The sequence below is a fragment of the Flavobacterium anseongense genome, assembly GCF_021608185.1.
GTDB lineage: Bacteria > Bacteroidota > Bacteroidia > Flavobacteriales > Flavobacteriaceae > Flavobacterium > Flavobacterium anseongense.
The window spans coordinates 248,310-263,019 of the sequence record NZ_JAKIHN010000004.1 but is presented as its reverse complement, the minus strand read 5'-3'; the positions used below and the strand labels follow the sequence as shown (position 1 = coordinate 263,019).

General features: G+C 35.2%; 13 protein-coding genes. 12 read left to right on the top strand and 1 reads right to left on the bottom strand.

Going from position 1 to position 14,710, the window contains the following annotated elements; genetic code table 11:
• The coding region (locus L1S35_RS08090) for a beta strand repeat-containing protein (protein WP_236399069.1) at nucleotides 1-2,874 on the bottom strand (2,874 nt) is incomplete at its 3' end.
• 386 nt (nucleotides 2,875-3,260) lie between these two features.
• Between L1S35_RS08090 and L1S35_RS08085 the strand changes: the two genes are divergently transcribed.
• The 12 genes from L1S35_RS08085 (at nucleotide 3,261) to L1S35_RS08030 (ending at nucleotide 14,707) form a co-directional block, all read left to right on the top strand.
• On the top strand, nucleotides 3,261-3,455 hold the full coding sequence (locus L1S35_RS08085; RefSeq protein ID WP_236399067.1) for a hypothetical protein: 195 nt from the start codon (nucleotides 3,261-3,263) through the stop codon (nucleotides 3,453-3,455).
• A 124-nt stretch (nucleotides 3,456-3,579) separates the two neighbouring features.
• Nucleotides 3,580-3,921, top strand: coding sequence for a cupin domain-containing protein (locus L1S35_RS08080; protein ID WP_236399065.1), 342 nt, complete (start codon nucleotides 3,580-3,582; stop codon nucleotides 3,919-3,921).
• A 124-nt stretch (nucleotides 3,922-4,045) separates the two neighbouring features.
• Nucleotides 4,046-4,606: a helix-turn-helix domain-containing protein gene (locus tag L1S35_RS08075; protein WP_236399062.1), complete on the top strand. Its 561-nt coding sequence runs from the start codon at nucleotides 4,046-4,048 to the stop codon at nucleotides 4,604-4,606.
• Nucleotides 4,607-4,709: 103 nt separating this feature from the next.
• Nucleotides 4,710-5,261, top strand: a complete 552-nt coding sequence (locus L1S35_RS08070) for a helix-turn-helix domain-containing protein (protein ID WP_236399078.1) — start codon at nucleotides 4,710-4,712, stop codon at nucleotides 5,259-5,261.
• An 11-nt stretch (nucleotides 5,262-5,272) separates the two neighbouring features.
• Nucleotides 5,273-7,750 carry a PAS domain S-box protein gene (locus tag L1S35_RS08065; protein WP_236399060.1) on the top strand — a complete coding sequence of 826 codons (2,478 nt, stop codon included), beginning with the start codon at nucleotides 5,273-5,275 and terminating at the stop codon, nucleotides 7,748-7,750.
• Nucleotides 7,747-8,181 carry a response regulator gene (locus L1S35_RS08060; RefSeq protein ID WP_236399058.1) on the top strand — a complete coding sequence of 145 codons (435 nt, stop codon included), beginning with the start codon at nucleotides 7,747-7,749 and terminating at the stop codon, nucleotides 8,179-8,181. The genes L1S35_RS08065 and L1S35_RS08060 overlap by 4 nt, the downstream gene beginning before the upstream one ends.
• A 148-nt stretch (nucleotides 8,182-8,329) precedes the next feature.
• Nucleotides 8,330-8,716 (top strand): hypothetical protein, encoded by a 387-nt coding sequence (locus L1S35_RS08055; RefSeq protein WP_236399056.1) that lies wholly within the window; start codon nucleotides 8,330-8,332, stop codon nucleotides 8,714-8,716.
• Nucleotides 8,717-8,736: 20 nt separating this feature from the next.
• Nucleotides 8,737-9,069, top strand: coding sequence for a ferritin family protein (locus tag L1S35_RS08050; protein WP_236399054.1), 333 nt, complete (start codon nucleotides 8,737-8,739; stop codon nucleotides 9,067-9,069).
• Nucleotides 9,070-9,315: 246 nt separating this feature from the next.
• Entirely contained in the window at nucleotides 9,316-10,770 is a 1,455-nt protein-coding gene (locus L1S35_RS08045; RefSeq protein ID WP_236399050.1) for an OmpA family protein, read from the top strand.
• Nucleotides 10,771-11,007: 237 nt separating this feature from the next.
• Entirely contained in the window at nucleotides 11,008-11,328 is a 321-nt protein-coding gene (locus L1S35_RS08040; protein WP_236399046.1) for a hypothetical protein, read from the top strand.
• Between the two features lie 18 nt (nucleotides 11,329-11,346).
• Complete coding sequence (locus tag L1S35_RS08035) at nucleotides 11,347-12,390, top strand: glycoside hydrolase family 130 protein (RefSeq protein ID WP_236399041.1); 1,044 nt, start codon at nucleotides 11,347-11,349, stop codon at nucleotides 12,388-12,390.
• Nucleotides 12,380-14,707, top strand: coding sequence for a glycosyltransferase (locus L1S35_RS08030; RefSeq protein WP_236399039.1), 2,328 nt, complete (start codon nucleotides 12,380-12,382; stop codon nucleotides 14,705-14,707). The genes L1S35_RS08035 and L1S35_RS08030 overlap by 11 nt, the downstream gene beginning before the upstream one ends.
• The last annotated feature ends 3 nt before the right edge of the window (nucleotides 14,708-14,710 follow it).

Here is a 14,710-nt window from a genome sequence, read left to right as displayed (position 1 = left end):
TGTTGCCGGTTGCGTGATTGTTACACTTACGTTTGAAGTACATCCACGAGCATCTGTGATAACTGCGGTATAAGTACCAGCTGTTAAATTGTTTGCTGTAAATGTAGTGCCACCATTAGACCATAAAATAGTATATGGAGCTGTTCCACCTGTAGCCGTTACTGTTACACTTCCGTTGGTTCCTGCAAAACAAGAAACATTTGTAGTCGTGTTTGTAGAAGCTAAAGCCGTTGCCGGTTGCGTGATTGTTACACTTACGTTTGCAGTACATCCACGAGCATCTGTTACAACTGCAGTATACGTTCCGGCTAACAAATTGTTAACTGTGAATGTAGTACTTCCATTAGACCATAAAATGGTATATGGAGCAGTTCCACCTGTAGCTGTAGCCGTTACACTTCCATTATTTCCTGCAAAGCAGTTTACATTGGTGGAAGTAGCTGAAGCTACTAAAACCGGAATAGTTGTAATAGTTACCGTTCCGTTAGCTTGACATCCATTAGCATCTGTAACAACATAAGTATATGTTCCTGCTGCTAAATTGTTAACTGTAAATGTAGTACTTCCGTTAGACCATAAAATAGTGTAAGGCATCGTTCCCCCAGTAGCAGTTACGGTTACTGAAGCATCATTCCCAGCGCAAGTTGCCGGAGTTGTTACCAATGTACTTACTAACATAGGTACTGCACGAATAATTACTGAACCACTAGTTGTACATCCATTATCATCCGTTACTACATAAGTATAGGTTCCCGCAACTAGATCATTAAGTAAAAAAGCAGTACTGCCATTAGACCATAAAATAGTATATGGAGCAGTTCCTCCAATAGGAGTCACATTAGCAACACCATTATTACCGGTACAACACGTAGCGTTAACATAGGTATTCGTAGAAGATAAAACAGTTGCTGGCTGAGTTACTGTAGCACTTACGTTTGCAGTACATCCGTTAGCATCTGTTACAACTGCAGTATACGTTCCTGCTGCTAAATTATTAACTGTAAATGTAGTTGCGCCATTTGACCATAAAATGGTATAAGGAGCTGTTCCTAGTGTAGCAGTTGCTGTTGCACTTCCTGTAGTTCCTCCAAAGCAGGTTACATTTGAAGAATTAGCTGACGCAACTAAAGTCTGAAGACTCGTAATAGTTACTGTTCCTTGAATTTGACATCCATTTGCATCTGTAACGGTATAAGTATATGTCCCTGCGGCTAACTCTCCTATTGTAAAGGTGGTACTACCATCAGACCACAAAATAGTATACGGTAGAGCTCCCCCGGCTACGGTTACTGTTATGGTAGCATCATTACCGGCACAAGTAGCCAAAGTAGTCACATAAGTACTTACTAATGTTGGTGCCAATGGTACCAAATTGACCGTTTGATTAGTTTGACATCCGTTAGCATCTGTAATGGTATACGAATAAGTACCATTGGTTAAGTTTGTCAATGCAAAAGCAGTGCTTCCATTAGACCATAAAATAGTATAAGGTGAAGTTCCGCCTGTAGCCGTTACGGTTATAGTACCATTGTTATTATTACAAGTAGCGGAAGTTGCTACAAAAGTACTTCCTAAAGTAGGTACTGCACGAATAAGGACTGAACCGTTTGTGGAACAACCGTTAGCATCAGTGACTACATAAGTGTAGGTTCCTGCAACTAAATTATCCAAAGAAAAGGTAGTAGCCCCGTTAGACCATAAAATAGTATAAGGTGCTGTTCCGCCTGCCGGCGTCACTAATATAGTACCGTTATTTCCGGTACAACAAGTGGCATTGGCAAAAACATATGTGTTAGAAAATAACAAGGGCTGAGTTACTGTTGCAGAGATATTCACCGTACAACCAAGAGCTCCAGTAATAACTGCAGTATAAGTCCCCGGCGCTAAGTTATTCATTGAAAAATTAGTACTTCCATTAGACCAAAGTATTGTATGTGGCAATGTTCCTCCCGTAGTAGTAACTGTCACACTTCCATTATTCAATCCAAAACAAGAGATATTAGTAGTTACTACAGTTGGAATTATTGGATTAGGCAATGCGATGGTGAATGAGTCTGTCCCTGTTGACATTGCTCCCAAAGCATCTGTTACTGTAACTGAATACGTTCCGGCAGTTAAGCCTGTAAAAATAACGGTTTGAAATGAGCTAACTAAAGTTGCTCCATTTGAGAGTGAAAACGTATAAGGTGCTGTTCCACCACTAACAGTGATACTTTCTTGTCCACCTGAAGGATTGCTATTACATAGATGTGTCAGAACAAGTGTCAGTGGTTCAAGCAATATTGTATCACAAGTTAAATAACCATTATCTACAGTCCCGTTATCAAAATTAAGATTGATAGCTGAAGCGGCTACATTCAACTCTGAAAAAGAGTATCCCGTTACAGTTCCTCCAATTGTTGCATTGGCTATTACCAAAAACTCTCCAACAGTCATGCCCGCAAAGGTGCCGCTGGCAATTTCTAAACTGGCTAATGATTGAGTGTTTGTAGAAAAATTAGCATCATAGGCGTCAAATCCAATGGATAACGTCAAAGCGACCAATTGTCCGGCTAATACATTTTTATAGGTATTACCTGGGTCTACTAAAGTTCCTGCATCCAAAGCCCTTGCAGTTGTACCCGAGGGAAGGAAACTCTTAACTGCTGCTGAAGAGGTTAAAGTAATTGAATTGGTTTCACTCCCAATCCGGATTCCATCTAAAAAGGCTGCATCGAAATTAGCATCCCGATAACAGCCTGCATTGCCGCCGTGGCATTGGCCTCCCCATCCGCCCACTGAATAGGTTGTAAAACCTGTACAATTTTGAGCTGAATTTTGAAACATTCCCAAAAACATACTTACGAATAAGCAGTAAATTAATTTTGTTTTCATAATTAAACATTTAAAATTAAACATACTATTGACCTTCAATAGTTGCATTTGTAATTTCTTTTTTAAGGGAAGTGATCCGTATTATCGTTTAAATACGGTAAAATCAGTTAATCAACATGTTTTTAAAAAATCAATGTTTTTTGGTGTATAAAACATGCCTTTAAGAAGGATACGGGACAAAAGTAGATGTATATACTTTTAAAATTAATTGAAATTATTCCATAATTCCCATATTGTAAAACACTCTATTTCAATTATTTAAATATTTTATAAAACTGTGAATTATATAAATAAATGATAACATTATACAAGGTCTGTTCCTGAAAAAAGACTAACCTTTGGAGTTAGATTATTTAACAATTGTTTGACCACCTAAATCAATAGAAATGAACATTAAAAGAATTTTTGGAGCTTTACTTACCGTATTAGGAATCGTGAGTCTTATATATGCAGCACAGGTATTTCTATCAGCTACCGAAAGCACAAGAGATATTAAAACACTTATTATCTATGGTGTACTTGGCATTATATTTTTTGCATCAGGCATCAGTTTAGTTCGCGCCACAAAAGATGAATCATGAATTTAAAAATGATTTATCCGAATATACAACACCAATCGTTTTAAAGGTTCTACCTTTACAGATATTTATTATCATAAATAAAACCATTTTTATGAAATAATTATTTAATATCTAAACAAAAATCATGGATACTTCGGAACTTGAAAAATCTAAATCGCACATTATTGTTGAAATCATTCAATACATACCCAACGCAGTGGTAAGCAAAACGATTATCAAAAAAACAACTGGTAATATTACAGCATCATCATTTGATGCCGGTGAAGAATTAGCTGAAAAAACATCACCATTTGATAATTACATTCAAATTATCGACGGAGTAGCCGAGGTTATCATCAGAAACAAGGTCCATAAACTAGGCTTAGGTGAAGGTATTATCATCCCGGCGCATGCCCAGCATAGCTTTAACGCTAACCAACAATTTAAAATGATTTCCACCATAATCAAAAGTGGTTATGAAGATTAAATAAAAACTTCATAATACTATTTATTTCTTAAAAAAAAAAAGTCGTTGTTATTGAAAGATAAAGTAAAAAACTGAGTTTACTGTTGAAAGCACACTTAAGTGCTTTTCAAATAAACTACAAAAAATGAAGCTCTACATCAAATATATGGTCAGTTTGCGTTGCAAAATGGTAGTCAAAGATGAACTAAAAAACCTAGGGCTGCATTATACTACAGTTGAACTTGGTGTGGTTGATATCATGGAGAATATTACACTCGAAAAGCGTGAAAAATTAAAAACTGCTTTACTGGGGTCGGGTTTAGAATTGATGGATGATAAAAGAGCAGTGCTTATTGAAAAAATAAAAATTGTCATTACCGAAATGATCCATTACAGCGACGAATTACCCAAAGTAAATTTTTCCGAATACATCAGCCAAACTATGGGCTACGATTACACCTATTTGGCCAATATTTTCTCTGAAGTTAAAGGAATTACCATCGAACACTACATCATTGCCCACAAAATCGAAAAGGTCAAAGAACTGCTGCTCTATGATGAACTAAACCTTACTGAGATATCCTATAAAATGAATTACAGCAGTGTTTCCCATTTATCTACACAATTTAAAAAAGTGACCGGTCTGACCCCCACTTTTTTCAAAAACCTCAAAGACAAAAAACGCAATAACCTTGATGATGTGTGAATTATACAATTTAATTCGAGTATTATACAATGGCAATTTGATTTAAAGGAGCACCTTTGACCGAATGCCTAAATACGTTCCTTTGAAACTTTACATAAAATATATGGTCAGCAACCGCTGCAAAATGATGGTGAAAGGCGAATTAAAAAAACTGGGACTCCATTTTATAATAATCGACTTGGGCGTTGTTGATATTATGGAAGACATCACTCCCGAAAAAAGACAACTGCTCAAAACTGGATTATTAGAATCAGGATTGGAATTAATGGATGATAAGAAATCCATACTCATAGAAAAGATAAAAACTGCAATAATTGAAATGGTACATCATCTTGATGAACCGCTCAAAAAAAATTTTTCAGAATACCTGAGTGAAAAATTAGATCAAAATTATACCTACCTCGCTAACTTATTTTCTGAAGTACAAGGCATTACTATCGAACAATTCCTGATTTTACATAAAATTGAGCGCATCAAAGAGTTAATAATATATGACGAGCTGAATATCACTGAAATAGCTTGGAAAATGAACTACAGTAGCGTAGCTCATTTATCAACCCAGTTTAAAAAAGTAACCGGCTTGTCACCTTCGCATTTCAAATTGCTAAAAAATAAAAGACGAAGCCCAATAGAAGAAGTGGGAAATTTATCTTAATTCAAAAAAAAATGAGTTTATCCCAACTAACGGAAGACAGGAAGAACAAATCCAACGATTTGTTTTTTGACATGTTTGAAAACAGTGCTATCGGTATGATTTTTATTGATACTAAAACAACTCAGTTTCTACATGTAAATAAATCATTCCTAAAATATTTTGGCTATACCAAAAAAGAAATTATTGGCAAAAAATCAGCTGAATTGTACATCATCAATCCGGAGTTTAGGAAGAAAATGGAATTACAATTAAAAAACAAAGATGTTGTTAACACAATAGAAATTGTTTTGAAAAATAAAAAAGGGAAACCGTTCTGGTTTTTAGTTTCCATTCAGGATATGAAATATCAGGAAAAAAATTGTTCTTTAATCTCTTTTATAAACATCACCGTACAAAAGAAAACCACAGCCGAATTGGTTGCAGCAAACAAAGCATTGGCTTTTCAGAATCAGGAAAAAGAAAAAAGGGTCTTTGAAAACAAAGAACTCGAGGCCTATAATTACTCTCTTAAACTAGCTTCCCACTATTCCTTAAGCCTTATAGAGGCTAGTCGTGACCCTCTGTTTACCATTAGTCCTAAAGGAAAGATTACCGATACCAACCAAGCTTCTGTTCAGGTAACCGGAGTTTCAAAAGAAGAACTAATTGGGTCTGACTTTTTTAATTATTTTACCGAACCCAAACAAGCCAAAAAAATTTATGAAGAGGTTTTTGAAAAAGGATTCGTAATTGATTATCCTTTAGTAATTACTGATGGTGAATTGGTTCAGGTGCTGTTTAACGGTTCTGTTTATAAAGATCAAAATGATAATGTGATTGGAGCTGTGGTCGTTGCCAGAGATATTACCGAACAAAAAAAAGCTGAAAAAGAATTAATTGAAGCCAAAACATATGCTGAACAGGCTTCCTCTATGGCAGAAGAAGCTAAAATAATAGCCGAAACAGCTACAATAAAAGCCAACGAAGCTTTAAAATCAAAACAACAGTTCCTGTCAAATATGAGTCACGAAATCAGAACTCCTATGAATGCTATCATAGGATTTACAAAAGTAGTACTCAAAACCGAATTGACAGCCAAGCAAAAGGAATACCTGACTGCTATTAAAATAAGCGGTGACGCCTTAATTGTACTTATCAACGACATACTCGATTTGGCCAAAGTAGATGCGGGAAAAATGACTTTTGAAAAAACACCTTTCAAACTAAAATTGTCTATCAAAGCCATGCTTCACCTTTTTGAAGCCAAAATACATGAGAAAAACTTAAAACTGCTAACCCATTATGATAATGAAATTCCCGATGTATTAGTTGGAGATCCGGTTCGTTTGCATCAAATCATTCTTAATTTAGTGAGCAATGCTGTTAAATTTACCAACGATGGAAAAATCACGGTCAGCGTAAAATTAGTTTCGGAAACCGATGAAGATGTAGCTGTAAAATTCTCAATTGCAGATACAGGAATAGGAATAAGTAATACCAAAACCGAAAAAATATTCGAGAATTTTCAACAAGCTACCAGCAGCACCTCACGTTTATTTGGCGGTACGGGTTTAGGGTTAGCTATTGTAAAGCAATTGGTAGAAGCCCAAAACGGAACAATTGATGTGGAAAGTGCCATTAACATTGGTTCTACTTTCAGTTTTGTTTTATACTTTGAAAAAACCAATGCTCAAGCAGTACTAGAGCCCGAAATTCTGGAAATCGATGCTGAAATAAAAGACGCCAAAATATTGGTGGTGGAAGACATGGAACTGAATCAGTTATTAATGAAAACACTTCTGGATGATTTTGGCTTTGAATGTGAAATCGCGGTTAATGGTAAAATCGCCATTGAAAAACTGGAAAAAAACACCTATGACATTATTTTAATGGATTTACAAATGCCTGAAATGAATGGCTTTGATGCTACAGAACACATTAGAAAAACCATGAAACTGACTATTCCAATTATAGCCCTGACTGCCGATGTCACTACAGTAGATGTGACCAAATGCAAAGCAGTCGGCATGAACGATTACATCTCTAAGCCTATTGACGAGCGTTTGTTATACAGCAAATTAATAAGTTTTATAAAAAAACCGGTGGCAATCATTGAAAACGAAATCAAGGGAAACAAACAAACCCAGACTATAAAATATGTCGATTTGAGTTATTTGAATCAGCTCACCAAAGCCAACCCAAAATTAATGACCGAAATGATTCAGGTATATCTTAAACAAACACCGCCGTTATTAATTTCGATGAAGCAAAGTTTCAAGGATAAGGATTGGCAGTTATTAAAAGCCACAGCCCACAAGTTAATCCCTTCTTTTGCCATAATGGGAATTCATATGCAATATACCGAACTGGTTCATAAAATTCAGGAATATGCAGAAAAATTAGAGCTTTCCATTGAGTTGAATGATTTGGTAATACAACTTGAAAATGTTTGTCTTCAATCGTTTATAGAATTAGAAAATGAATTAATTAAATTAAAAAATAAGTTATGAAAACTGAACAAAAGATTAAACTTTTTCTTGTTGATGATGATGCTGTTTTTTTAAAATCACTTGAAGTACAGTTTCTCAACCATGCCGATTTTGAAATAGAAACCTTCTCTACAGGAGAATTGTGCATTCGGAATTTGGACAAAAAACCGGATGTTATTGTATTGGATTATCATCTGGATGGTATTGTCAAAAATGCCATCAACGGTATGCAAACATTAGATAAAATAAAAGAAACCAATACCGGCATTCCGGTAATCATGCTTTCCAGTCAGGATAAAATAGAAGTAGCAATAAGTTGCATGCATCACAAAGCTTATGATTATGTTGTAAAAAGCGAAACCGCTTTTGTGCGTCTGCAAAAAGTTATTTCAAACATTTTTAAATTCCAAAAAATGGAAAAAGAACTCAATTGGTATATGGACCGAATGTAACGTAAAAGCCCAGTATAACTGATAATGTGTGAATTATTAAAATAAATAAATAAATTTTATAAGCTGTTATCCCTCCCGTAATGCCACCTTTGTTATACTAAAATAAATTTATGATAACCTATATTATAAATTAGTAAAACCAAAACATATGGCAGCAATTAGAAAAAAAATTGGAATCTGGATGGATCATTCTATGGCGCACCTGATGGAATATTCTAACAATGGAGTTGAAGTAAAAACCATTGAATCTAATTTTACACAACAGCAAAAAGTGAACAGCCTTCAGAAAGGAGAGCTTCACCTGCACAACGTTGAGCTACAGAAACAAGCCAAATATTATAAAAAACTAATAGACATAATTAAAAAATACAATCAGGTGATTCTTTTTGGACCAACCAATGCCAAAGAAGAACTATTCAATGTACTTTCTGCTGACAAGCGGTTTGAAAATATCAAAATTAATGTTGAACCAACTGATAAAATGACTCCAAACGAACGACATGCTTTTGTACTAGATTTTTTTTTAAATAAATAAATTCAAAAAACGAAAAGAAGATGAAGAACAGAGTTAATAATTATCACACCAAGGCTTCCCTTAACCAGACTAAAAGAATGGTAGATAACACAAAACATCCAATCTCTGAAACTTTACATAATGAAGCTATGAATGAATTAAAAAAAATCTATTGGTACGAAAAAGAACTTTTAATTGTCGTTCCAATCTTGATGAGAAGTGCTACGACATTTGAATTAGTGGAATCGCTTACCCTACTTTCAAACTATGCAAAAGAACATGTCGAATTACTGGAAAACAAATTTCCTGAAATTGCACATATTCAAGTGCCTGAAAAAAAATACAATGCCGTCACTAATAAAAATATAGTGTGACTTTAAAATACTTCGATGAATACTACATGCCATACAGTGTAAATATTTAAAATGTTTAGGTTGATTTTTTGGTTAGTTGATAGTAAGTGGGAAACACTTATTGTCCAGCCCTGTCGCACTTAACGGCAGGGTTTTTTTTTGTCAATTTTAAAAAAGTGTGAATAACACAAACTATAATAATAGTTGTATAACACTATGGCAACCAATGTAAGCAACCTTTGCCTTAAATAATAAAACACACAAAACATGAAAAAATTACTACTCTTATGTATATGCCTGGCATCTACACTTACAACAAAAGCGCAAACTGAAGACAAGAAATGGAACGTTGGTCTTCATGGCGGAATCATTCAATACAATGGAGATTTAGGCAGAGATTGGTACAAAACTGATAAAACCATGTATGGCTTTGCCGGTCTAAGTGTTTCCAGGTATTTATGGAAATATTTGGATTTGAATTTTTTATATACCCGAGGAACATTAGGCTATGACAGTGGTGTTACCGGATTTAAAAGTGATTACAGTTCAGCTTCCATTAATTTAAGATTTAACCTTATTGGACCAGAATTTGCCGTTAGACCTTATGTATTTGGTGGTTGGGGTGGTATTCTTTTTGACAGACAACTTAACTTTCATAAACCAAAAATCGACACTACTTTTCCTGTAGTCGGTGGAGGTATTAATTTCAGATTATCGCCTGTAGTTTCACTTAATCTTCAGGAAACATTTGTATTTACCAATAACGATAGTCGTGACGGAATCGTAAATGGTAAAAAAGACGACTATTTAATGCACATGGCCGGATTGACATTTAATTTCGGAAGTAAGAAAGATGCTGATAATGACGGGGTTTCTGATAGTAGAGATAAATGTCCGGATACTCCGGCTGGTGTTTCCGTTGATAAAAAAGGATGTCCATTAGACCGTGATGGTGATGGTGTATATGATTATTTAGATTCTTGTCCCGATGTTGCCGGAAATGCACTTATGAATGGTTGCCCTGATAGAGATAATGACGGAGTTACAGATGCAGAAGATCGTTGCCCTGATACCAGAGGAACAGTTGCGCTAAAAGGTTGCCCGGATGCTGATAATGATGGCGTAGCTGATTTAGATGATAAATGTCCAGACTCAACTCCCGGAAGTAAAGTTGATGCAACAGGATGTGCTATGGATAATGATAAAGATGGTGTTAATAACGACGAAGATCGTTGTCCTGATACTTATGGGCCGGTTAGTTTAAAAGGCTGCCCTGATACTGATGGTGATGGAATAGCCGATATTGATGACCGTTGTCCAAATGCAAAAGGAACAGCAGAAAACAAAGGTTGTCCGGAAATTGCCAAAAAAGACGTAGTGAGAATCACTTATATCGGAAGTAAAATTTTCTTTGAAAACAATAGTGATAAATTAAAAGTTGCCTCGTTAGTTTTATTAGATGAATTAGTTGCAATCCTTAACAAATACGATGCTGCCAATCTAACTATAGATGGCCATACCGATAGTAATGGTTCAGATGAATTTAATATGGTCTTATCTCAAAAACGTACCAATTCTGTTCGAACTTATTTGATAAGCAAAGGAGTTTCTGACTCTAATTTAACAGCAACCGGTTTTGGAGAAAGCAAACCAATTGCAGATAACAAAACTTCATTAGGACGTTCAAAAAACCGTAGAGTGGAATTGAAAATTGCTTATTAAGACATAAAAATATTTTGCCCCAATTTATTTTTAAAAGGCTGCCACATAAAGGCAGCCTTTTTTTATTGATAACATATTGATTGGCAATTTAATGAAAGTGTGAATAATGCAATTTATTGACAGATTTGTATAACTGTCTTAATCTGAAATAGTGCGAAATTTATCCTTATAAACAAATCCTTTTTACTAACCAAAAAAGCAAAAGGGAATTTTAATTAATCCTTAAAATTTTAAATTATGAAAACAATTTCAAAACTCAGAATGGCAGTTGTAGCGCTAGCATTGGCTTGTACAGTACCAACGTTTGCCAGCCCTGTAACGCCGGAACCTACATCTATCAGTAACAAAGCTGCAGAAGATGCTAAAACAGAAGTATTACTCAACCGATTAAAAGAAATCAAAGACATGGATAAATCGAATTTATCCAGAGCCGAGAAAAAAGAACTTCGCAAAGAAGTTAAAGAAATCAAAGCAACTATGAAAGCCAGCAACAATGGTGTTTATCTTTCTGTTGGAGCCATAATCATTATCATCTTATTATTGATTTTAATTTTATAAAAGGCTTCAGAAATTACCATGATAACAGTAAATAAAGAGGGCATTGTTTTAGAAAAAACTACATTAGGTTTTGAAATAGAAGGTGTACTGAATCCGGCTGTTATTCGAAATGGAGAATTCATTCATATGTTTTACAGAGCTGTAGCCAAAGGAAATTATTCCACTATTGGTTATTGCAAACTTAAAAATCATCTGTTGATTGAAGAACGATTAGACACTCCGGTTTTGTTTTCACAATTAGAATATGAAAGTCATGGTCTTGAAGATCCCCGCATTGTTAAAATTGATGAACTTTTTTATCTCACTTATACTGCCTTCGATGGCGTTAATGCTCTTGCGGCACTAGCCACTTCAACCGATTTAATTAGTTGGGAAAAGAAAGGGTTAATCGTGCCGCAAATAGCATTTAAAGAGTTTCACCGACTCGCACAAACCAAGGCAAAAATCAATGAGAAATACCTTCGGTATAACGAACACGAAAGTCTTCTTGAAAAGAAAGGCAAAAAAGTATTTGTTTGGGATAAGAATGTTGTTTTCTTTCCCAGAAGAATTAATGGAAAATTATATTTTCTACACCGCATAAAACCTGATATTCAAATCGTTTGCTTTGATGAATTGTCTGATCTTACTACCGAATTTTGGCAAAACTACTTGCTGCATTTCAATGATACTATTGTACTTTCTCCCAGATACAAACATGAAGTAAGTTTTATGGGAAGCGGCTGCCCTCCAATCGAAACCGAACAAGGCTGGCTTGTAATTTACCATAGCGTCAGCGATACTGTCAAAGGCTATGTTTATAGTGCCTGCGCTGCTTTATTAGACTTAGGAAATCCACAAAAAGAAATTGCACGATTGCCTTATCCATTATTTAAGCCCGAGAAAGAATGGGAGCTAAATGGCGAAGTGAACAATGTTTGCTTCCCTACCGGCACTGTAATCGAAAACGAAACACTATACATTTACTATGGTGCTGCCGATGAAAGAATAGCCTGCGCCTCAATGAGTTTATCCGAATTGTTAAAAGAATTAATTATAAATAGTATTCCAAATGAAAAATAAAAGCCCCTTTACCAAAGAAAACCTACCGGAAATACTATGCATTTCCTCCTACCCACCTCGTGAATGCGGCATTGCTACCTACTCACAAGATTTAATGGATGCGCTAAAAAACAAGTTTGGAAACTCATTCAAACTGAGCATTTGTGCTTTGGAACGCCAAAATGAAAATCTTGTTTATCCAAAAGAAGTCAACTATGTTTTAGAAACAGACAATTCGGCATCGTATAGCATTATTGCCAATACTATCAATGAAAATAATAGTATTCAAATAGTATTGGTGCAGCACGAATTTGGGCTGTTCAGAAATAACGAAACTGATTTCATTTCTTTTTTACAAAACCTAAACAAACCTATAATAATAGCTTTTCATACTGTTTTACCTAAACCGAATGAAGTGCTAAAAAACCTGATTATCAGCATCGACGATATCGCAAAATCAATCATTGTGATGACCAAAAGCTCTTCCAAAATACTAACCAACGATTACGGAATTACTGCCGATAAAATTGCTGTCATTCCACACGGAACACATCTTGTTGAGCATTTGGATAAATCCGTTTTAAAAGAAAAATACGAATTAACCGACAGAAAAGTTTTAGCCACTTTTGGCTTACTAAGCTCCGGAAAATGTATAGAAACCACGATTAGTGCGCTGCGCATAATCGTAAAAAGATATCCTGACATACTCTTTTTGGTCATTGGAAAAACACATCCTACTGTAATAAAAGAAGAAGGCGAACGCTATCGAGATACGCTTGAGGCCAAAATTAAAACGCTGAATTTACAACGCAATGTAAAATTCATTAATCAATATATACCGCTTCCTGATTTGTTGGAATATTTACAGTTAACAGACATATATTTGTTTACTTCCAAAGATAGAAATCAGGCTGTTAGTGGCACTTTCTCGTATGCTTTGAGTTGTGGATGTCCAATAATCTCCACACCTATTCCACATGCTACTGAAGTGTTACAGCACGAAACCGGCATAATCGTCGATTTCGAAAATCCAAAACAACTTGCCCGAAAAGTCATTGAACTAATTGAAGATGATGCGTTATGCGCAACTATTTCAGCTAACGGAATACACAAATTAGCGCCAAGTGCCTGGGAAAACTCGGCTATTGCACATGCTTTCCTTTTTGATATGCTTTCAGAAAATGCCTTCGAATTAAAATTTAAAATTCCAAAAATTAATCTCAATCATATAAAAAACCTGACTACCGATTTTGGAATGATTCAATTCTCTGTCATCAACCAACCTGATTTAGAATCAGGCTATACCCTGGATGACAATGCACGTGCTTTGGTTGCGATATGCAAGCAGTATGAAAGTACTAAAGAAGAAACTGATTTAGGTTATATAAAACTGTATTTCAGTTTCATCAAGTACTGTTTGCACGATGGTGGTTATTTTTTGAATTATGTGGACAAAAACGGAAAGTTTACCAAACAAAATAGTGAAACCAATCTCTCTGATTCAAACGGAAGAGCTATCTGGGCATTGGGATATTTGATTTCCAATAGTGACATTTTGCCCGAAGAACTGATTGAAGATGCTAAAGCAGTAATGAAACTATCCTTGTCTAATGTGTCAAGCATACATTCTCCCAGAGCAATGGCATTTATCATAAAAGGAATTTTTTACAGCAATGCCAATAACCAAACAGCATCCGATATGCTCATTACAAAACATTTAGCCGATAAGTTGGTGCAAATGTACAAACATGAAGCCAACGAAAAATGGCAATGGTTTGAAAGCTATCTTACTTATGGCAACAGCATTTTATCAGAAGCTATGTTGTGTGCTTATTTAACTTTAGGCACTTCAATTTACAAGGAAATTGCTATCATGTCTTTTGATTTTTTATTGACAAAAATATTTACTGAGGACAGCATCAAAGTCATATCCAATAAAGGCTGGATGCATAATGGTGACGAATCGTATAAACAAAAAATTGGAGGAGAACAACCCATAGATGTGGCTTATACCATTTTGGCTTTAAGCCAATTCTATGATGCCTTTGGAGATGAGGAGTATTTGAAAAAAATGAAGATTGCTTTCAATTGGTTTTTAGGCAAGAATCATCTTAATCAGATTGTTTATAATCCTTGCACTGGTGGCTGTTATGATGGTTTAGAAGAAGATTATGTCAATTTAAATCAGGGTGCGGAATCAACAGTAAGCTATTTGATGGCGCGTTTGACCTTAGAGAAGTATGCTAAGAAAATGGACAAAACGTTTCCAAAAAAGGATAAAGCGCCACTTAAAAAAAACCTAAAATCGAACAAACAATTGCAAAAGTTTCCACTATAAATC

Coding starts and splice junctions, on each gene's coding strand:
- L1S35_RS08085 (WP_236399067.1), top strand. CDS start 3,261: ATGAACATTAAAAGAATTTTTGGAGCTTTACTTACCGTATTAGGAATC.
- L1S35_RS08080 (WP_236399065.1), top strand. CDS start 3,580: ATGGATACTTCGGAACTTGAAAAATCTAAATCGCACATTATTGTTGAA.
- L1S35_RS08075 (WP_236399062.1), top strand. CDS start 4,046: ATGAAGCTCTACATCAAATATATGGTCAGTTTGCGTTGCAAAATGGTA.
- L1S35_RS08070 (WP_236399078.1), top strand. CDS start 4,710: ATGGTCAGCAACCGCTGCAAAATGATGGTGAAAGGCGAATTAAAAAAA.
- L1S35_RS08065 (WP_236399060.1), top strand. CDS start 5,273: ATGAGTTTATCCCAACTAACGGAAGACAGGAAGAACAAATCCAACGAT.
- L1S35_RS08060 (WP_236399058.1), top strand. CDS start 7,747: ATGAAAACTGAACAAAAGATTAAACTTTTTCTTGTTGATGATGATGCT.
- L1S35_RS08055 (WP_236399056.1), top strand. CDS start 8,330: ATGGCAGCAATTAGAAAAAAAATTGGAATCTGGATGGATCATTCTATG.
- L1S35_RS08050 (WP_236399054.1), top strand. CDS start 8,737: ATGAAGAACAGAGTTAATAATTATCACACCAAGGCTTCCCTTAACCAG.
- L1S35_RS08045 (WP_236399050.1), top strand. CDS start 9,316: ATGAAAAAATTACTACTCTTATGTATATGCCTGGCATCTACACTTACA.
- L1S35_RS08040 (WP_236399046.1), top strand. CDS start 11,008: ATGAAAACAATTTCAAAACTCAGAATGGCAGTTGTAGCGCTAGCATTG.
- L1S35_RS08035 (WP_236399041.1), top strand. CDS start 11,347: ATGATAACAGTAAATAAAGAGGGCATTGTTTTAGAAAAAACTACATTA.
- L1S35_RS08030 (WP_236399039.1), top strand. CDS start 12,380: ATGAAAAATAAAAGCCCCTTTACCAAAGAAAACCTACCGGAAATACTA.